Below are 18,704 nucleotides of genomic sequence, written 5' to 3'. Positions count from 1 at the left end.
TAAATAGAACAAGGAGCAAGGATGAAAAAAGCGATAAGCAATTTTTGTTCCTTGCTCCTTTTTATGCCTCGTATTTTTTATCTTTTGTCCGCTATCCATACTCCTAAAATCCTTGCTCCTTGTTCCATAAATCTTTACTCCTCAAGAAACATTAATAAAAAATTTATTAACCGTGTGCTAACATTTAAAACACATTTAACAGGTAGCTTTGTGCAACAAAAACAATTAATGATGCAAGCAGCAAGCTTTTGCCTAAAGCACCTGAAATTATTGTTCTTAGTTCTCCTGGCATTTACTGCCTTTAACTCCTACTCTCAAAATGTCCCGCTTGCCAACGCTTTTGCCCATAATGATTATTGGCATAAACGGCCATTGTATGATGCTTTGGATAACGGGTATACTCATATAGAAGCTGATATTTATTTAAGACACGGAAAGCTCATTGTGGCCCATCTGCTGCCGGTTCTTAAAAGACACCGGACATTGGAACTCCTTTACCTGGATCCGCTGGCCAGTTGTATCAATGGCTCAAACGGGCAGGAATCCCGCATCGTTTATCCTATTACGCTGATGATTGATATCAAATCAAACGCGGCTAAAACCTACGAAGCGCTGTCTGAGGTACTCGAAAAATATAAAAGCATACTTTCGGGCTACGAAGATGGTGTATTTGTTCAGCGCCAGATCACCATAGTGATAACCGGCAATAAACCGTTTGATATCCTGAAAAAAGAGCAAAACCGTTTGGCATTTATTGATGAGGACCTGCTGAAGGTTCAGCAGGATACTTCATCAACCAATATTTACCGTACAGCAAGCTGTAAATACTCCCGGCTGGTTAATTGGAATGGCAGCGGCGTTTTCCCGGTTTTACAAAAGGAACGTTTATGTAAATATGTAAGCATGGCGCACCGGTATGGTAAAAAAGTGCGCCTATGGGCATCGCCCGAAAATCCGGTGGTTTGGAATGAATTGCTTGACTGCGGCGTTGACCTGATTAATACGGATAAACTTCCGGAACTTAAAAACTTTTTAACCCGGCGCGTGGCATTTTCAGCGAATGCGAAATAGGCTAATTTGGTAATCTTAAAGTCATTAAATTAAATTTACGTAATCTCAATATACAATATACAATTAACTATTTCATAACTTTAAATTAGCATTATATAAAAGTAACAGCCATACTTTTAATCCATTGCTAATGGTTTTAATATATTAATTGTATAATTTATTATAAACATTTTATACTCATTAAGTTAAGCAAACCATAACAGATAACATTTGCCTTTAACAATTAGTGATCTTACTATAAATGCAGAAAATACTGTTTATTACCGGTTCTGTAAACCAAACATCACAAATGCACCAGATAGCAAACGAACTGCCAGAGTTTGATTGCTGGTTCAGTCAGCTATTTACAGACAACTATATATTAAATTTATTTATTAATCATACTTCGCTACTCAACGGCACGATACTGTCCAACTACTATCGTACCAACTCCGAAAAATACCTTCATCAGCACGGGCTACAAATTGATTATGGAGCAAGATTAAACCAATATGACCTGGTTGTTTTTTGCTCAGATATATTAGTACCACGGCGTATGCGTAAAACCAAAACAGTATGGGTACAAGAAGGCATGGTTGATAAATATACACTGCTGAGTAAAATAGTAAAAACGCTGAGGTTACCTACTTTTTTATGCGGCAACACTTCATTAAACGGCTCATCAAACGTGTGCGACATTTATTGTTCAGCGTCATTGGGGTATCGTCAATACTTTATTAAAAACGGAACTGCCGGTGATAAAATCGCTGTTACTGGTATGCCCAATTATGATAACCTGCAACAATTTCTGGATAATGATTTTCCGCATCGTGATTATGTGATGGTGGCCACGACTGATATGCGTGAAACCTATCGTTTCGAAAACCGCCCCGCTTTTATTAAAAGTGCGGTAAAAATAGCCAATGGCCGGCCCCTGCTGTTTAAATTGCACCCGAACGAAAAATTTGATCGTGCCGAAAAAGAGATCAGGAAATACGCTCCTGCCGATGCCATGATCTTCAAAGCGGGCAATACCAATCATATGATTGCTAATTGCAGCGAACTGATCACGCAATATTCCACTGTGGTGTATACCGGCATAGCTTTAGGCAAAAAGGTACACTCCTGGTTTGATGTGGACGAACTTAAAAAGCTAACCCCGGTTCAAAACGGTGGTGTCTCAGCAAATAAAATAGCCCAGGTGTGCCAGGCTTACATTAATCATAAGGGCACACAAGAAAACTTTGATGTACAAAAAGCTTTAAACACACAGGGTGTCCCTTTTTATACCAAAAAATTAGTAGCCAACTATTAAAGGGAGCAAGGACTGGAAGAGCAAAGAACAAGGACAGTAGAAGTAAGGATTTTTGGAGCAAAGAAAGCTGAAGGTAAAACCCCGGAAATCCGCAAGGGAAAAATCACTAATTCACAAATTCACTAATTAAAAAAATGGTAGTTATCGTAGTGCAGGCCCGTATGGCATCAACCCGTTTACCCGGGAAGGTGTTGTTGCCCGTTTTGGGCAAAAGCATATTGGCCCTGATGATAGAACGGCTGCAAATGATACAGCACCAGGCCGTTTTTGTGATAGCCACATCAGTTAACCCCGAAGACGATATTATTGAGCAGGAAGCCCGGCTGCTGAATATTCCCTGTTACCGTGGCGATCAGAATAACCTGCTCGACCGCCATTACCAGGCTGCCTTACTGCACAACGCCGATATAGTATTAAAAATCCCTTCGGATTGCCCGCTGATTGATCCACGTATTATTGACCAGACATTAACTTACTTCTTTGAAGATACTATTGCTCACGACTACGTAAGCAACCTGCATCCGGCTACCTGGCCCGATGGTAATGATGTGGAGATTATGACCATGGCCTGCCTAAAGCAAGCCTGGGAAAACGCAGAGAAAAATCTGGAACTGGAACATACTACACCCTACATCTGGGAAAACCCGCAATTATTTAGCATCGGCAATGTAAGCTGGGAAACCGGTTTGGATTATTCCATGTCGCACCGTTTTACCATTGATTACCAGGAAGACTACCTGTTTATCAAAAGGGTGTTTGAAGAGCTGTATCCTGCAAACAAAAACTTTTCATGCGCTGATATCCTGGATTTGCTGAATAGTAAACCGGAGATCTACCAGATCAATACCAGCTATGCCGGTGTAAACTGGTACCGCAATCACTTAAACGAGTTAAAAACCATACAACCGGAGCAAACCAAACAGGCGCCGGTTAGCCAATAAATATTTAAATTTACCAATATAACCATTACCCCGTGGAAAACACAAAACATAGCGAACAAGACTTACAAGCCATAGCATTAAAGGTACGCGAACATATTGTACGCATGTCAACCGCAGGCGGCTGCTTTACCGGCGCTTCTTTATCGGCAGTTGACATGATCGTTTATTTATACGGCGAGTTTTTGAACCTTACTCCTTCAAATTTAAAAGACCCCGACCGTGATTACCTCTTCCTCTCAAAAGGGCATGACGTGCCGGCTTTATATGGTACGCTGGTTGAATTAGGCTTCATGGAAAAAGAAAGACTGGAAAATCACCTTTCTTTGAACGACCATATTTACTGGCACCCCAATACGCATATCCCCGGAGTTGAATTTCATTCGGGTTCACTGGGGCACCTGCCTTCTGTAGCCATCGGTGTTGCTCTGGACCTGAAAATCAGCGGCAGCAACAACAAAGTGATCTGCATTATGGGCGATGGCGAGCTCAACGAAGGCACTTGCTGGGAGGCTGTATTGGTAGCTAATGCCTATCAATTAGATAACCTGATCTTTGTGATAGACCGTAACCACTTCCAGGCCAATATGCGTACCGAAGACCTGATACCATTGGAACCACTTGCACAAAAATTTGAATCATTTGGTGCAGCAGTAAAACGCATCAACGGACATAGTTATACCGAATTACACGAGGCCTTTAGCACCTACCCTTTTCAGCAAGGTAAACTCAATGTAGTTATTGCCGATACTGTGCGAGGTAAAGGATTACCCAGCATACAGGAACGTGCCGACCGCTGGTTCTGTAACTTCTCGGCCAACGAAGTTGAGCAGCTTTTACTGGAATTGCATGGTGAACATACCACCTCATTAACATCAGAAACTTTAATTGTCAGATAACCCCATGACCTACGAAGAATTATTAACCGAAACGGCCCTGAACAATGAGCAGGTAGTAGTGATGACAGCCGAAAACCGCGCACTGGTGCGTAACCTGCCTGGCGTTTTGGGTAAACGTTTTATTGATACCGGCATTACCGAGCAAACCATGATTGGCGCATCAGCCGGTTTGGCTTTACGCGGCCGTATCCCGGTAGTACATGCCCTTGCCGCGTTTTTAACCATGCGTGCTTTTGAATTTGTACGTACCGACCTGGGTATTGCCAATCTACCTGCTAAATTAAGCGGTTTTATCCCAGGTTTTTTATCAGATGCTAATGGCCCAACGCACCAGGCTATCGAAGATATTTCCATTATGCGGGGCATCCCCAATGTAACCGTATTTGCCCCGGCTGATGAGGACGACCTGGTAAAAATGCTGCCCGAGATCTGGAAATCGCCTAACCCGGCTTATACCCGCATCAATACCCGCAAAACCACTCACGTGCATGAGCCCTTTGAATTAGGTAAAGCCGAAGCGATCAGTTCTGGAAGCGATGTAACCATTTTAACCTACGGACTGATGTTTGAGCAGGCGCTTATTGCCGTTGAAGTATTAAAAAATGAAGGCTTATCAGTTGGCCTGGTGAATATGCGCAGCCTTAAACCGGTTGATGAAGCTATCATACTCCAGGTAGCAGCCAGCAGCAACCTTATAGTGACCTTGGAAGATCATTTCCTGACCGGTGGCTTATATACTATTGTTGCCGAGGTACTATTACAATACCAAACCACGGCCAAAGTAATGCCTATCGCATTAAAGGAAAGATGGTTCAGACCAGCATTATTACCCGATGTACTACAAAATGAAGGTTTCTCAGGCAAACAAATAGCCGAACGGATATTAGGCTATCAAACCGGCTACTCCCAACCCTCTATATTAACCCCAGAGTTTTCAGAATAAAAAAGATTTGACCATGGCTAATAAAATTCAGTTAAGCAATAACTATCCCGACATCACCGAGTCGGACAAAATATATAACCGCGCTTTAAAAGTTCAAAAACCGGTGACCCAAACCCTGGCTAAAGGTCCGGGCCAGTTTAGCAAAGGCGTGGCGCCAAAATACCTGGTAAAAGGTAAAGGCTCGCACGTTTGGGATGCCGATGGCAATGAATATATCGACTATAACTCGGCCATCGGTCCTATTTCTTTAGGCTATGCCTATCCTGCCGTTGATGACGCCATCCGCAAACAACTGAACGATGGTATCACCTTCTCCCTGATGCACCCGTTGGAAGTGGAACTTTCCGAACTTGTACAGCAAGTGATCCCGAATGCCGAGGCTGTTAAAATTGCCAAAACAGGTGCTGATGTGTGTTCGGCCGCTATACGTGTTGCCCGTGCATTTACAGGCAGGGATAAAGTATTTTGCTGTGGTTACCATGGCTGGCACGATTGGTACATCGGTATCACCAGCCGTAATGCGGGTATTCCCGGCGCCATACAGGACCTTACCTATACGTTCGAATACAACGACATCGAATCGATAAAAGCAGCCTTAGACGAAAGCGTGGCTGCCTTGATATTAGAGCCTTTTATTTTCGAAGCGCCAAAACCAGGCTTTTTACAGGAACTGGCCGAGATATGCCGCGAAAACGGCACCCTGCTCATTTTTGATGAAATGTGGACAGGCTTCCGCATTGCTTTAGGCGGTGCGCAGGAATATTTTAACGTAAAGGCCGATCTGGCAGTATTTTCCAAGGCCTGTGCCAATGGCATGCCTATAGCTTTGCTTACAGGTCGCGCTGATGTGATGGAGTTGTTTAATTCTGAAGTATTCAGTTATACCACCTTTGGTGGCGAAGCTTTATCATTAGCAGCCTGCATAGCCACTATTAATGAGCTGCGTGATAAAAAAGTACCGCAATACCTTGATCAGCATGGTGCTTTGTTAAAAGACGGCTATAACAAGATAGCCATTTCATTAGGTATGGATCAATACACCCGCTGTATAGGCTATAACTGCCGCAGCATGGTAACTTTTACCCCCGAAGCAGGCAATGCCCTGGAACTAAAAACGCTGATGCAGCAGGAAATGATTAAACGAGGTATTCTTTGGGCCGGTTTCCATAACATGTGCTACAGCCATACTTCCGAAGATATTGACTACACCCTTTTAGCCTACCGCGACGTATTGCAACTAGTTAAAGAGGCCATTTTAAGCGGCGATGTAAAAAGCTATTTAAAAGGCGAAGTTTTGGAGGCTGTTTTCCGTAAGGTGAGCAATTATAACATTAAACCAAAAACTGCTGCGTTGTAAACGAGAATTAAGAGTCAAGAATCAGGAATCAAGAAAATAAAAAGCAAGAGTAATAACCGATAGCAAATAAAGGTTTTTGTTTTTCCTCTTGATTCTTGACTCTTATATCTTGACTGTCACAACTAATTATATGGAACTATTTTCATTACAAGGAAAAACGGCTATCGTGACCGGAGCACTGGGCCTTATAGGGCAAAAACATTGCGAAGCACTGGCTATGGCCGGCGCCAACGTGGTAGCTGCTGATATAGATGAGAAAAAAGTGGAAGCCTTCGCCGCAAAATTGGGTGCACAACACGGAGGTTTAAAGATCGACGTCACCAGCAAACATTCGCTGGAAATTGCCCGCGAACAGATACTAACCCGCTACGGTAGCATCGATATACTGGTGAACAATGCCGCCATTAACGATATGTTCGAGAACCCGGCTATGGCCAAGGAGCTGTCGGCATTTGAAAACTATCCGCTTGCGGCGTTCCAGCAATCGTTGAATGTAAACGTAACCGGGGTGTTCCTGTGTTCGCAGGTATTTGGTACCGTGATGGCCGATCAAGGTTCGGGAAGTATCATCAACGTGGCATCTACCTATGGTATGGTAGGTCCAGATCAATCGATATACAAAAACCCGCAGGGCGAACAGGATTTTTATAAATCGGCCGCCTACCCGGTAACCAAAGGCGCGGTTATCAACTTCACTCGTTTTTTGGCCTCGTATTGGGGTAATAAAGGGGTGCGGGTTAATACCCTCTCGCCCGGTGGTGTAGAAAATAACCAAAACGATTTTTTTGTACAGAACTATTCGGCCAAAACATTACTGGGTCGGATGGCAAAGTCTAACGATTACCAGGGCGCGCTGATATTTTTAGCCAGCGAAGCCTCCGCCTACATGACCGGCGCCAACCTCGTAGTTGACGGCGGATGGACAGCGATATAAATTGTGGTGAGTGGTAAGTAGTGAGTTTTAATCAAAATTTTAAAAACTATTCTCCACTCACTACTCACTACGCACTACTCACAATTAAAAAAAATGCCACAGGAAAAACTGCTTACCGTTACCACTACGATACTGGTTTTATGGATAATATTCATTATTGCCTGGGAACGGATATCGCCTTACCGTAAAGGATTAAAATTTTTCAGGGAAGGTTTCTGGATCGACCTGGTATGGTATACGCTGATACAAAGCTATTTTTTAAAGATTCTGATATTTGATTATATCATCGCTCCTATTCAGCATCATTTCGATTGGTCGGCCTTTCAGTTTGTAACCCATTGGCCAATCGCCGTACAGGTATTATTTTTCCTGGTAACGCATGATCTGTATATTTATCTGTTTCACCGGCTGCAGCACCACAGCAAATTCCTTTGGCGAACACACGAGGCGCATCACTCAGGCAAAGAGGTTGATTTTTTATCCGGCTCACGCTCCCACATCATCGAGATCATCATCAACCAAACCATTGAGTTTGCACCCATCATTTTATTAGGTGCCGATCCTGCCGTGATACCGATCAAGGCCCTGCTGGATGCCATGTTTGGCATGTTCATTCATGCCAATGTAAACGTAAAGCTGGGCAAGCTCAAATATATCCTCAACACACCCGAACTGCATTTGTGGCACCATGCCAACTACATCGAAGTTTTCCACGCCAACTTTGCTACCAAGTTTTCGGTATGGGACCATCTGTTTGGCAGCGCTTACGATCCCGGACATCCGCCCGGCAACGAACGCGAAAACTGGGGCCTGGGCTATGAATACCCCAGAGATTACTTTATGCAACACGCCTTCTCTGTTAAACGTTTTGACGAAAACAAACTGCTGAAATATAAATGGTTTGAACGTTACTATAATTTACGGCCAGCTATTTTATCTTTGTTGTTATCACCCTGGAAAAAACGTCATTCAAAAGCAAATACAACACATCAACCGCAAACAATCGATACAACCATAACCACTCATCCGCAAGAAGAAATTTTGCAATAACCCGATAAAATTGGCCTGGATATACATCATCATAGCAGCAGTATTTGAAACCGCATGGACGTTTTCGGTAAAGTACTTTAAACTAAGCGATCTTAAACTGCTCACCTGGCACAACTTTTACCGGGTTGATGTAAGCTTCCCTCTGGTGGCGCCATTGCTGGGCTATATCCTATTCGGAGTATGTAACGTATATTTCTTCTCCCTGGCTATCAAAGAGCTCTCCACAGCCACCGCATACGCCATCTGGACCGCCGCCACGCTGGTATTCATCAAAATAGCCGAAATGGCCTTCTTCAACAAAACCATCACCTGGATGGAGGTTTTCTTTATCTCCCTCATCATGATCGGCATTATGGGTTTAAAATTCTCGGTATCGCATATTAACCAGGTACCTTAGGGGATTTGGGGAGCAAGGATTTTAGGAGTATGGACAAAAATAACGACAACCTTGCGCTAGTTTGCACTTATTATGGCGCGGCGATTGCATCGCCATAGCGTTTTAAACGCAAACCCACGTTAAGCACTCGTTGCAAACGAGCGCAACTAGGCAAGATCATTTTTTAGATTTATCGGTATTGTGAAACGCCCCTCCAATTAAACCGCCACCCATAGCTATTAAAATCCATACAATCCAGTTTATTATTTGTAGGTACAGGTCAATAAATAATCCTATTGCAGTTAAGAATAACCCAAAAACTAAGTAGGTAATATTATAAATTTTCATCGTGCTAAAGTTTACCTGAATATATTAAAGTATATCTAATAAAAGAGCGGAATCTTCTGTAGCATAAAAAGCCCAATTGCATATCTCAGAAGATTTCTCCTCGTGCCTCGTTCGATGACAGACTTTTTATAATTTTATTTAAGCCCATGGTCGGTGTTATCACCACAGCTGTTCGGAAGAATGAAAATTAATCAAATAAGATTGTCATCCTGAGCGATAGCGAAGGATCTTCTGCTTCAGAAAAGCACTCGGTTATTGCATCTTGAAGAAGATTCTTCGCTATCGCTCAGAATGACAAAATTCATTTTGACATCTTCCGAACAGCTGTGGTGTTATCACCGCACTACATGCTAATTTTTGCTCCCCTCTTGAGAGGGGGAGCGTTGGGAAGTGTGGTGGCGGGGTGTGTTTCTTCACGCAGATAACACACCCCTTCCCCCTCTCAACAGGGGAGTCGCACGAGCCTTTTTCCATGGACTATCGACTATGGACCATCGACCTACTTACTCAATTCCGTTTCATAAATCACCTTGCCCACCTGGTTAACGGCTTTTATATTGAATTTGTTGGCATTTACCGAGAAGGCCATGAAACCATGCTCTGAGGCCTGGAACTTGCTGTACGGAATGCCCGCGGTTACCGGGGTAAGCTCCGAACCAGCGCCCGAAATAAACTGGTGGGTAAAGCCTTCCGGTTTCAGATGTTGTAGGGAATGGTCATGGCCCGATAGGTAAACATCAACCTTATGCTCCTCAAATATCTGCGGTAATATTTTCCGCACAGTTAAAGTATCAAAGTTATTAATACGCGGACCAACCGTATAATAAGGGTGGTGGCCAATCACTATCTTCCATTTCAAATCGGCCGATGCTTCTTTCAACGTTTTGTTTAACCACGCCATTTGCGTGCTCACATAATCTTTCAGATGCTCATGCAGCATCGGGTCGGTATCAATCATCACCAACAGGGCGCTGCCTTTATCTTTACCTAAGGAAACTTCTTTAGAGTAGTAGCGTGCTGGCATGTTCCACCGGCGGCTTACTTTACTGTAGCGAATCTGCGCGTCGGGATCGGTTAGGTAATCATGGTTTCCTAAAACCGGGTACCAGTCGCATTGCAGGGAGTGCGCAGTATAAATATTTTCAAAAGAATAATGTATCTGCGGATCCATTTCGCTGATGATGCCTTTAGGATAAAAATTATCGCCTACGGAAATCACAAAATCATTAGGATGCGTGGTGGCCCATTGCCCCATTTGGTTGGCTACTTCGGCCTGATCATATTCGCCGTTCCGGCCCCAGTCGCCCACGGCTAAAAAGTGCAGCTTAAATTCATCGGCCAGTGCAGCACGGGGCGATACATCATCGCTGTCCAAATGGGTAACTCTTTCATCTGCAAAAGCCTCTAAAGGACCAATCAATGATGCACCAAGAGCGGTAAGCGCGGCGTTTTTTACAAAGTCTCTTCGTTTCATATGTCAGGCAAAACCGTTGATTAAATACCGGTTTTAAGGAGCCTAAGATATTAAAGAAAACAGCTTACAAAAGGATAAGAAATATTTAATAAATTGTAAATTTTTAACGCGCCGGAAAATCTACTGACTGTTCTGCCGCAGTACCACATCCAGGTCCTCCATCATTCTGATCCAGGCGGGCCTGGTAACGTCGGCACTTACCCCGGTTTGCGTGAGCGTAAGCTTGCAACCGGCTGTATCTGATTCAATATCAACTTCAACCAGGGTAACTCCTGCAAAGTGTTTGGGTACCTCCAGCGTAAACACCAGCCGGTTTGGCTCTATCAGTTCTTTATACTGCCCGAAATGGTCAATTTCTTCTCCATGCTCAAGCTCCAGGATGGAGAAGTTACCATTTATCCAGGGTTCAACTTTAATGTCTGTAATTTTATTGGTAGGACTTTTAAACATCCAAAGCTTCATGATCTCCGGATCGAGCCAGGCATCTAAAACCAGCTCTGCCAGCACCGGGAAATAATGATTAATCGAAAACGATTGTGAATTATCAACACTCATATATACGCACTTTACCGGCGATATAATAACATATCGCTTAAGGGTAACACCATTATACTGAAAAAGTGTTGAAATGAACCCAATGACCTCTCACAGCTTACCTATTTGCTGTGCCACCCGCTGTGCCGAGCGAATACAAGACTCCATACCCCGGCTCATATTATCGGCATAGGTACCCGCGAAATAGATGCGTCCCTCAGGCAGCATCACCTGCGGCCAGAATTTGTGCATGGTGCCTATCGGGAAGGGCTGCATTTCGCAGGCCGGGGCGAACCGGTCCTTTGTCCAATCGAAGGTTAAAGCCTGCTCTATAGTATCATGCTTACCCGGGTAAACAGAACGGAAAGCAGCCAGAACACGCTCGGGCGATATGCCACCCGGACCAAAGGCTTTCAGGATCACGCGCTGGGTATCCACCTCGTTAGTTTCTTCCCATATGGAGGAAATATCCGGGTGTTCAAACTCCATGTTGATGGTTTTAAACCCTTCGTCGAGCCAGAACCTGGAACTGGCCTCGAACACATAAAAGGGATGCGAGGAATAGCCCATGCGATTTACCACGTATTGCTTAGCCGGTGATAGCGGCGGACTAACCGGGATAGTTTTAAAAATAGGCAGGGTAATGCAGTTCACCAGAAAATCAGCCTTCATATCCTGCACCTGCGCGGCACCGTAGGCTTTGTAGGATACCGTGACACCTGCGCCATCATACTTAATACCCGTAACCGGATGATTGAGTTTAACCCTTGCGCCCAGGCGTTTGGCAAAAGCCATAGGCAATTGCTCATTACCGTCTTTTAAGTGATAGGTATCTCCTTCCGATGCCGGTATCCCCCGCGATTTCATGATAGCCGATCGCCAGAGCGTGTACAGGGCATTGGTGGTACTTCCACCCAAAAAGCGGAGCGCCCCTACTGAGGCTCCTTCTTTTTTATAGATCTCACTTATGGCTATCTGGTCGTAATCGTCATAACCCACGCCAAAAGGCTGGTATGGGTCGGTAAACTTATCGAGGTATGGTTTCAGGTAGAAATCGCTCAGGGCGTACATGGGGTTTTGCGACAGAAATTTGATCTCCTTTTCATTAAACCCGAATTTGGCCAGCACCGCTGGGTCTTTCATCATTTCGGGTGTATAAAATTTCCCGTCTATCATTTTTAAAGTATGGTTATCCGGCGCAGCCTCAGAACCTTCGGCATGAGGATATGGGATAACCTTTAGCTTAAACTCATCAACGTATTCAAAAAAACGCTCATAGCCTGGTTTGGTGATATGGTCGGCCCCGAAATCGGCATATAGGCCATCAGACAAACCATCGCGCCCGGTGAACACATGCCCACCATACCGGCCGCTGGCCTCCAGTACCACCACTTCATGCCCTGCCTTCATCAACTCATACGCACAGCATAGGCCCGTTATGCCAGCGCCCGCTATAATAATTTTTTTACCGCTTGCTGATATTGGTTTATTGATAGGTTTTGTGTTTGCATTGGTCTCTTCTGCCACCTTAATGATCTGCGGACCAAGAACTGTACCTGCACCTGCCAGTAAGGTGTTTTTGATAAATACCCTTCTTTTGATATTAGCCATCGTATTGTTTTATAAGGTAAATGAATTTAGTCAGATAAGACCTAGACTTAAATATACTATACAAAGTGTTTGATATAAAAGCAATAAAAACATTCCCGTCCCCTCAGGGTCTCTCGAAGAGGATCCTGAGGTTCTTCAATCGTTATAAACCAGGCAGCTTCCGTAAGTTGATGATTGGTTTTGACAGACACATCTAAATATAAATAATTAAATAGGATAGCAGAAAATGATGTGAATTGCAGGATGCCTCAGGGTCCTCTTCGAGTTTAAGTTAACCCATAAAATCTAAATATGAACTAAAGAGTCCCCGGAAGGCAAGTTCAGGATCAGGAGACTCCTGCGGAGTCCGGTATTTCTTTAGATTTTATCTATAAACAGGAGGCCTCTCTGAGGCCGAATGGCAGGCCAGGTATACTAATTATAGTATAAAGCATTGCCGGCCCCAGCGGGGCCACCTGTTTATAGCTCTAAAAAAGCACGTTCTTTGGCTCCGTAGGTGCCTCCCGTTGAAATTTCAAGTTGATCAATTTTATGGGTTAACTTAAATCTGCGAGAGACCCTGAGGGGACAAAAGGAACAAGCCATGTCATTTCGAACGAGGTACGAGGAGAAATCTTTTGCGCGTGATAAGTCAGTCTGGCGCAAAAGATTTCTCCTCACGCCAGCACGCTGTCCATCGCTGTTTGTCGAAATGACATAGCTTATTCTTTCCGAACTCTCGTTAAACATAATATACAAAGGCGTTTATAAAAAAGCAATAAAAACATTTATTCATATTCAATATGAATATCACATTTCATTTAAAACCGAACTGTAATGGTTTTGGAGGAGGTATCTTTGTGTTACATCAACATCTACACACCATGGAAGAGACGGCGGCAAGTAGTGGGCGCAAAACAAAATCTCCCTTTATTTTTATAGTGGGCACCACCAGCCTGGCATTTGTGGTATCACAGCTGGATGTATCCATCGTGAACATCGCGCTGCCGCAAATATCAGCCTCATTCAAGGCCGATATCAGCGAGTTGCAGTGGATAGTTGATGCTTATACCATTGCTTTCGCGGTGCTGATGCTCTCGGCCGGCGGTATGAGCGACCTACTAGGATCAAAGCGGCTTTTCCAGTTTGGCTTACTGGTGTTTGGTATAGCCTCTGCCGGTTGCGGCTTTGCCTGGAACCCTTTTAGTTTGATCGCGTTCCGGGTATTGCAGGGCGTTGGCGCGGCCGCTATGATCCCCAGTTCCCTATCAATTTTGAACCAAAGTTTTGCCCATGAACCTACCCAGCGCAGCAAAGCCGTAGCCTGGTGGACGGCAGCCGGAGGCGTATCCATAGCCGCCGGACCAATCCTGGGTGGCCTGCTGATGCACGTGAGCAACTGGCGGATGATATTTTTTGTAAATGTACCTATCTGTTTGATTGGCATCCTGCTCAGTATCAAACTTACCGAAAGTGAAAAGCACACCAATAAAGGTTTTGATATTCCCGGTCAGTTTACCTGGATGCTGGCTCTTACCGCGCTTATAGCAGCTATTATTGAATTGCATCACTTGGGTTTTAACAATCCCATCATCTACGGCGCGCTAATATTCAGCGCTATCATGTTCATTATTTTTCTGCGGATAGAAAGAAAGGCAAAATCTCCTATCCTTCCGCTTGATCTGTTTAAATCGCCGGTTTTTAATGTGCTGGTATTACAGGGTATTGTACTAAATGCCACCTATTACGGAACCGTATTTGTGTTGAGCCTGTACTTGCAAAATGTGCTTGGTTATCCTTCGCTTACAGCAGGGATGGCCTTTTTGCCGCTTACAGCGGGCTTTATTATCTCCAACCTCATCAGCGCTAAATTGATGGCCAAATATGGTACGCGTGTACCCATCATCATCGGGCTCACCATCAGCGCCATTGGTTATGCAGGTTTGCTCATCGCCCAAGCCCATACGCCCTACTGGCAGCTGTTTTTCCCTTTTATTATTATTCCCCTGGGTATGGGGCTTGCTGTACCTGCCATGACTACGGGTATCTTATCCACCGTAACCAAAACCCGCTCGGGTACAGCATCAGCCGTGTTAAACACCACCCGTCAGGCGGCCGGCGCCATGGGAGTTGCCGTATTTGGCGCCATGACCAATGGCGGCCCTGAGGCTATAGTACATGCCATAACGGTGAGCTCCCTTATTTCGGCAGCGGGTATAGTTTGTATCCTTTTGTTGATTTACAGGTATTTGAAGATAAGTAAGTAGCAGGAGACTCACCCTGGCATCGCTGCGCACGCCAACCCTCTCTTCGCCTACCACGGAAAGCGGGGTGGGTGAGTCGATTATGCGGCGATTTTAAATTCCACCCAAATTTTCGTATATTTATATCAATCAACAGCCCGGATGTCTCTCAGCAGACATCCGGGCTGTTTTGTTAAGGCAGAAACAAGGCTAAAAATCGACCATTTTAAGTATAATTATTTAATAATCAACAAATTAATACTTTTTAAAGTTTAAAAAACTCATCAAAACGGTATTAAAATTTGTTAAAAAGTGTTAAAATCGATGGTTTTGGATGATTTTTAAGTTGTTTTTACCTCGGTTTTGATCAAAAAAGTGTTAAAATTCAAGGTTTAAAAAGTTTTTTTAGCCATATTCATCCCATCACCAAAACAGAACAAACAACCATGCCTGACAAAAGAGTAGTTTTTGATTTTGATATTTCTTTCACTAATCGCGGTGGCATCCAGGGCCAGGATTTCCGGCTGGATATTGCCGCCGATACCATCAGCGACCAGGAACTGGCCGACTATATTGTAACCGACATGCAGCTACTCATGGTTGGCAAGGTTGACATCCTGAATAAATACTACATGGAAGAAAAACATAAACGCCAGCCGATTAACCAGCTGCGGGATGACAAGTATATCGACCTCAGTCATACCATTTTTGATGGCCTGGTAACCTATAAAGGCCTGCCTTCGCCTGTTATTTGCGATTATTTGAGCCGGGAACAGTCCAAAGCAAATTATGAACCGGGAACGGAGTTTCAGATAGGGAAAATAGAAATGGTGACCAATACGGGTACTTATATCGATTGCCCTTTTCACCGCTTTGAGCATGGTAAAGACCTGTCTGAGATGGAATTGGAACGCTTTGCCGACCTGGAGGCTATCACTATCAATGCCGAAAACGCAATCGAAATTAACAAAAGCTATTTTACAGGTAAAGAGATCAGGAACAAAGCAGTATTGGTTTACACAGGATGGGCAAAACACTGGAACACAACACAATACTTTGAAAACCACCCCTACCTTACCGCCGAGGCAGCCGAATACCTGAAAGAATGTAGTGTAAAACTGGTGGGCATCGACAGCCATAACATTGATGATACCCGGGGCAAAAGTCGCCCGGTACATACCATTTTACTGGGGGCCGAGATATTGATAGTTGAGCATCTATGCAACCTGGATAAACTACCGAAAAGTGGCTACAAATTCAACGCCGTACCTCCAAAGTTCAAAGGTGTGGGTACATTTCCCGTAAGAGCATACGCCAGCTTTAATAGCTGACAATCTATATAGCTTGGGGGATTTGTTCTGTTTTTGTTGATCTTTTACTGATAACGACCTCCGCAATGATCAGATTAGGCACCCAGCACAACCAGGATACGATGCGGTAAGCTGGTATAAAATCATGGAAAACAAAGCTTGACAATAAGGGCAACCAGATACGCAACGTAACCGCGGCTAAAGTGAGCGCGTAATTGCGTATCATCCAGTTTTCATGCTGGTATATATCCATTTTAAGAATACTCCTATAAGCATTAAATACACTTATAAACCATAACATAGCTAATATGCCAAAACCTAACACATTGCCAATGCCACCGGTAGCGAAAAAAGCGATGAATAACCCACTGATACTGCTCAACGCAACGGCAATAACATAGATTTTGCCAACAAGGCGATGAGTGCTCAGATATTTTTCGCGCAGCTTTTGGCTAAACTGAGGCCATCCGGTTAGCAGTGCTATACCACCAAAAGTAATATGCGTATAAAACGCGGCATGCCATACAGAATTACTCAATACCTCCCGGGGTTTCGTACTCAACAACCCATTGGTTTTCATATCCGCAAAATAGTAAGCAAGCGGATACAGGCCTATGATAATAGCAAAAATAACTATCGAAACCCAAGATATTTTTTTCAGCTTCATGCGGTTTAGTATTGGGGAGGGCCTTTACTTTAACCTTTAGATTAGGAATGCTGAAAATTTGTTACAACCCGGCAAAAATTAACCTGTACCCCTGGATTATTTGAAACTATTAAACCGTTCAATTACCGCTTCTTTAAATCCTGGTAAAGCAGTAAGATCGGTATCCCAAAGTTCAGTATTGGTCAAAATATGGCATAGAGCTGTGGGGGTCTCTTCGTTAGCCCAGGTCGTTGCAAAATATTCGGCAAAGTTATCGGTAACCTTGTATTCCCGGCCATTTATTACTCCTGTGTAATAACCATCGTTAGTTAGTTTTATCCGCATAAACCGGATAAAGGCAGCAAAGCCAAGCGCCATACATTCCGGGGCAGTATTGTATAGTTTATAGTAGTTTAATAATAAAGGAATTACCCGCATTTTGATCTTGGTAGTGTATTGTACCGAAATACTTAACCATTCGTGCCTGATGTAAGGGTTACGAAACCTGTCGAGCACTTTACCGGCAAAATCGACAGCTATATTTTCATCAATTTTATACGGAATAGCAGGCAATATCTCGTTAAACATTAACGGTGTGATGAAATTGATAAAAGCTTCGTCACTCATGGCTTCTTTCACCGTAGCAAAGCCCTGTAAGATGGCCCAGGCACAGCTTAAGGTATGGGTTCCGTTCAGTAAGCGTAATTTAAGTTCCCTGAATAATTCAATATCGGGCGTAATTACAACACTTTCATCAACTTCATAAAATGACAACACAGACTTTATATGATCGTCCCCTTCAATCGCCCATAGGCTATATGGCTCAGCTGTTATACTTAGGCTATCCGTGTAGCCACATTTTGCTTCCATTACATCGCTTAAGGCTTTATCTGGCTTCCCGGGCACTATACGATCAACCAGCGAATTGCAAAAGCGGTTATGCCTTTCCAGCCAATCCATAAACGTTGGTTCCAACTTGTTCAAATGCGCCAGTTCAAGTATTATCGACTCTAATTTTTTACCGTTATCCGTTATCAGTTCAGTAGGAATAATGACCAACCCGCTGTCGGCACTGCCGTTAAAAGCCTGGTATCGCTTATATAAAACAGCCAGTAGTTTACCTGGATAGGATACCGGGGGATGTTTACTGATATCTTCTTTTACAAGCTTGATGCCGACTTCTGTGGTATTTGAGATCACAACCTGCAAATAAGGACTTTGAGCAACTTCCAAAACCGCGTTCCAATCGTTTGTGGCTGATAATACACGGCTAATGGCCGAGCATATGACCTGCTCGTTAATTTCTTTTCCGTTTTCAATACCTTTTGTGTAAACGGTATACAAACCATCCTGTTTATCAAAATCAGTTATGGAACCTGCATCGGTCGACTTTACTACTACTATTCTACCATTAAAAATGCCATTACGATTGGCTTTATCGATAAAATAATCGGGTAAGCCACGTAAAAGTATCCCGGTGCCAAATTGTAACACTTTTTCAGAAAATTCAAATATTTGCTCATCCGGAAGATTTGATACAGGCAAATTGATTTTGTTTAAATTATATCTTGATAAGATCATGTACTCAATAAAAAAGATGGATTTATCGGTTCTTGTTGGTTTATGGTTATTAGGCAATGAATCTTATCAAATCAACAGTAAAATTCAATTACCAAACAAGGTTAAGTACAAGTAGT

The 18,704-nt window shown here is 43.6% G+C and carries 17 protein-coding genes; 11 read left to right on the top strand and 6 right to left on the bottom strand.

The features are described from left to right. The first annotated feature begins 228 nt into the window (after positions 1-228). The 9 genes from BW976_RS18560 to BW976_RS18520 all read left to right on the top strand — a co-directional run bounded on the left by BW976_RS18560 (position 229) and on the right by BW976_RS18520 (position 8,883). Positions 229-1,071 (top strand): phosphatidylinositol-specific phospholipase C/glycerophosphodiester phosphodiesterase family protein, encoded by an 843-nt coding sequence (locus tag BW976_RS18560; protein WP_245834736.1) that lies wholly within the window; start codon positions 229-231, stop codon positions 1,069-1,071. A 241-nt stretch (positions 1,072-1,312) separates the two neighbouring features. Further along, positions 1,313-2,365 (top strand): hypothetical protein, encoded by a 1,053-nt coding sequence (locus tag BW976_RS18555; RefSeq protein ID WP_076375184.1) that lies wholly within the window; start codon positions 1,313-1,315, stop codon positions 2,363-2,365. A gap of 134 nt (positions 2,366-2,499) precedes the next feature. Beyond that, the gene (locus BW976_RS18550; RefSeq protein WP_076375182.1) at positions 2,500-3,306 is read left to right on the top strand and encodes a cytidylyltransferase domain-containing protein; all 807 of its coding nucleotides are present in this window, start codon (positions 2,500-2,502) and stop codon (positions 3,304-3,306) included. Between the two features lie 32 nt (positions 3,307-3,338). Then, positions 3,339-4,202 (top strand): transketolase, encoded by an 864-nt coding sequence (locus BW976_RS18545; protein ID WP_076375180.1) that lies wholly within the window; start codon positions 3,339-3,341, stop codon positions 4,200-4,202. 4 nt (positions 4,203-4,206) lie between these two features. Then, the gene (locus BW976_RS18540) at positions 4,207-5,145 is read left to right on the top strand and encodes a transketolase family protein (protein ID WP_076375178.1); all 939 of its coding nucleotides are present in this window, start codon (positions 4,207-4,209) and stop codon (positions 5,143-5,145) included. A gap of 13 nt (positions 5,146-5,158) precedes the next feature. Continuing rightward, on the top strand, positions 5,159-6,502 hold the full coding sequence (locus tag BW976_RS18535) for an aminotransferase class III-fold pyridoxal phosphate-dependent enzyme (RefSeq protein WP_076375176.1): 1,344 nt from the start codon (positions 5,159-5,161) through the stop codon (positions 6,500-6,502). A 130-nt stretch (positions 6,503-6,632) separates the two neighbouring features. Further along, positions 6,633-7,436, top strand: a complete 804-nt coding sequence (locus BW976_RS18530; protein WP_076375174.1) for an SDR family oxidoreductase — start codon at positions 6,633-6,635, stop codon at positions 7,434-7,436. Positions 7,437-7,529: 93 nt separating this feature from the next. Then, entirely contained in the window at positions 7,530-8,486 is a 957-nt protein-coding gene (locus BW976_RS18525) for a sterol desaturase family protein (protein WP_084192266.1), read from the top strand. Between the two features lie 10 nt (positions 8,487-8,496). Next, positions 8,497-8,883: a DMT family transporter gene (locus tag BW976_RS18520; RefSeq protein ID WP_076375172.1), complete on the top strand. Its 387-nt coding sequence runs from the start codon at positions 8,497-8,499 to the stop codon at positions 8,881-8,883. Between the two features lie 156 nt (positions 8,884-9,039). Here the strand turns inward: BW976_RS18520 and BW976_RS29465 are convergent, their stop codons facing one another. From BW976_RS29465 to BW976_RS18505, 4 genes are all read right to left on the bottom strand, one after another. Then, entirely contained in the window at positions 9,040-9,210 is a 171-nt protein-coding gene (locus tag BW976_RS29465; protein ID WP_175614135.1) for a hypothetical protein, read from the bottom strand. A 499-nt stretch (positions 9,211-9,709) separates the two neighbouring features. Next, positions 9,710-10,684 (bottom strand): purple acid phosphatase family protein, encoded by a 975-nt coding sequence (locus BW976_RS18515; RefSeq protein WP_076375170.1) that lies wholly within the window; start codon positions 10,682-10,684, stop codon positions 9,710-9,712. 120 nt (positions 10,685-10,804) lie between these two features. Then, the gene (locus BW976_RS18510) at positions 10,805-11,239 is read right to left on the bottom strand and encodes an SRPBCC family protein (RefSeq protein WP_076375168.1); all 435 of its coding nucleotides are present in this window, start codon (positions 11,237-11,239) and stop codon (positions 10,805-10,807) included. Positions 11,240-11,329: 90 nt separating this feature from the next. Next, a complete protein-coding gene (locus BW976_RS18505) occupies positions 11,330-12,829 on the bottom strand; it encodes a flavin monoamine oxidase family protein (protein ID WP_076375166.1) in 1,500 nt (499 codons plus the stop codon). Positions 12,830-13,692: 863 nt separating this feature from the next. Between BW976_RS18505 and BW976_RS18500 the strand changes: the two genes are divergently transcribed. Both BW976_RS18500 and BW976_RS18495 read left to right on the top strand, forming a co-directional pair. Then, complete coding sequence (locus tag BW976_RS18500) at positions 13,693-15,075, top strand: MFS transporter (protein ID WP_076375379.1); 1,383 nt, start codon at positions 13,693-13,695, stop codon at positions 15,073-15,075. Between the two features lie 422 nt (positions 15,076-15,497). Further along, positions 15,498-16,382 carry a cyclase family protein gene (locus BW976_RS18495; RefSeq protein ID WP_076375164.1) on the top strand — a complete coding sequence of 295 codons (885 nt, stop codon included), beginning with the start codon at positions 15,498-15,500 and terminating at the stop codon, positions 16,380-16,382. Between the two features lie 4 nt (positions 16,383-16,386). On the opposite strand, the gene BW976_RS18490 is transcribed toward BW976_RS18495, so the two are convergent. Then, on the bottom strand, positions 16,387-17,028 hold the full coding sequence (locus BW976_RS18490) for a DUF2306 domain-containing protein (RefSeq protein WP_076375162.1): 642 nt from the start codon (positions 17,026-17,028) through the stop codon (positions 16,387-16,389). Positions 17,029-17,124: 96 nt separating this feature from the next. Continuing rightward, entirely contained in the window at positions 17,125-18,552 is a 1,428-nt protein-coding gene (locus tag BW976_RS18485; protein WP_245834734.1) for a tagaturonate reductase, read from the bottom strand. Between the last annotated feature and the right edge of the window lie 152 nt (positions 18,553-18,704).

Origin of the sequence: Mucilaginibacter lappiensis, from assembly GCF_900155965.1 — a bacterium.
Classification (GTDB): Bacteria; Bacteroidota; Bacteroidia; order Sphingobacteriales; family Sphingobacteriaceae; genus Mucilaginibacter; species Mucilaginibacter lappiensis.
The sequence above is the reverse complement of the archived record's forward strand: the minus strand, read 5'-3'. Positions and strand labels throughout refer to the sequence as shown.

What these genes read in the sequence shown, in the direction of transcription:
- BW976_RS18560 (WP_245834736.1), top strand. Translation starts at nt 229, where the DNA reads ATGATGCAAGCAGCAAGCTTTTGCCTAAAGCACCTGAAATTATTGTTC.
- BW976_RS18555 (WP_076375184.1), top strand. Translation starts at nt 1,313, where the DNA reads ATGCAGAAAATACTGTTTATTACCGGTTCTGTAAACCAAACATCACAA.
- BW976_RS18550 (WP_076375182.1), top strand. Translation starts at nt 2,500, where the DNA reads ATGGTAGTTATCGTAGTGCAGGCCCGTATGGCATCAACCCGTTTACCC.
- BW976_RS18540 (WP_076375178.1), top strand. Translation starts at nt 4,207, where the DNA reads ATGACCTACGAAGAATTATTAACCGAAACGGCCCTGAACAATGAGCAG.
- BW976_RS18535 (WP_076375176.1), top strand. Translation starts at nt 5,159, where the DNA reads ATGGCTAATAAAATTCAGTTAAGCAATAACTATCCCGACATCACCGAG.
- BW976_RS18530 (WP_076375174.1), top strand. Translation starts at nt 6,633, where the DNA reads ATGGAACTATTTTCATTACAAGGAAAAACGGCTATCGTGACCGGAGCA.
- BW976_RS18525 (WP_084192266.1), top strand. Translation starts at nt 7,530, where the DNA reads ATGCCACAGGAAAAACTGCTTACCGTTACCACTACGATACTGGTTTTA.
- BW976_RS29465 (WP_175614135.1), bottom strand. Translation starts at nt 9,210, where the DNA reads ATGAAAATTTATAATATTACCTACTTAGTTTTTGGGTTATTCTTAACT.
- BW976_RS18515 (WP_076375170.1), bottom strand. Translation starts at nt 10,684, where the DNA reads ATGAAACGAAGAGACTTTGTAAAAAACGCCGCGCTTACCGCTCTTGGT.
- BW976_RS18510 (WP_076375168.1), bottom strand. Translation starts at nt 11,239, where the DNA reads ATGAGTGTTGATAATTCACAATCGTTTTCGATTAATCATTATTTCCCG.
- BW976_RS18505 (WP_076375166.1), bottom strand. Translation starts at nt 12,829, where the DNA reads ATGGCTAATATCAAAAGAAGGGTATTTATCAAAAACACCTTACTGGCA.
- BW976_RS18500 (WP_076375379.1), top strand. Translation starts at nt 13,693, where the DNA reads ATGGAAGAGACGGCGGCAAGTAGTGGGCGCAAAACAAAATCTCCCTTT.
- BW976_RS18495 (WP_076375164.1), top strand. Translation starts at nt 15,498, where the DNA reads ATGCCTGACAAAAGAGTAGTTTTTGATTTTGATATTTCTTTCACTAAT.
- BW976_RS18490 (WP_076375162.1), bottom strand. Translation starts at nt 17,028, where the DNA reads ATGAAGCTGAAAAAAATATCTTGGGTTTCGATAGTTATTTTTGCTATT.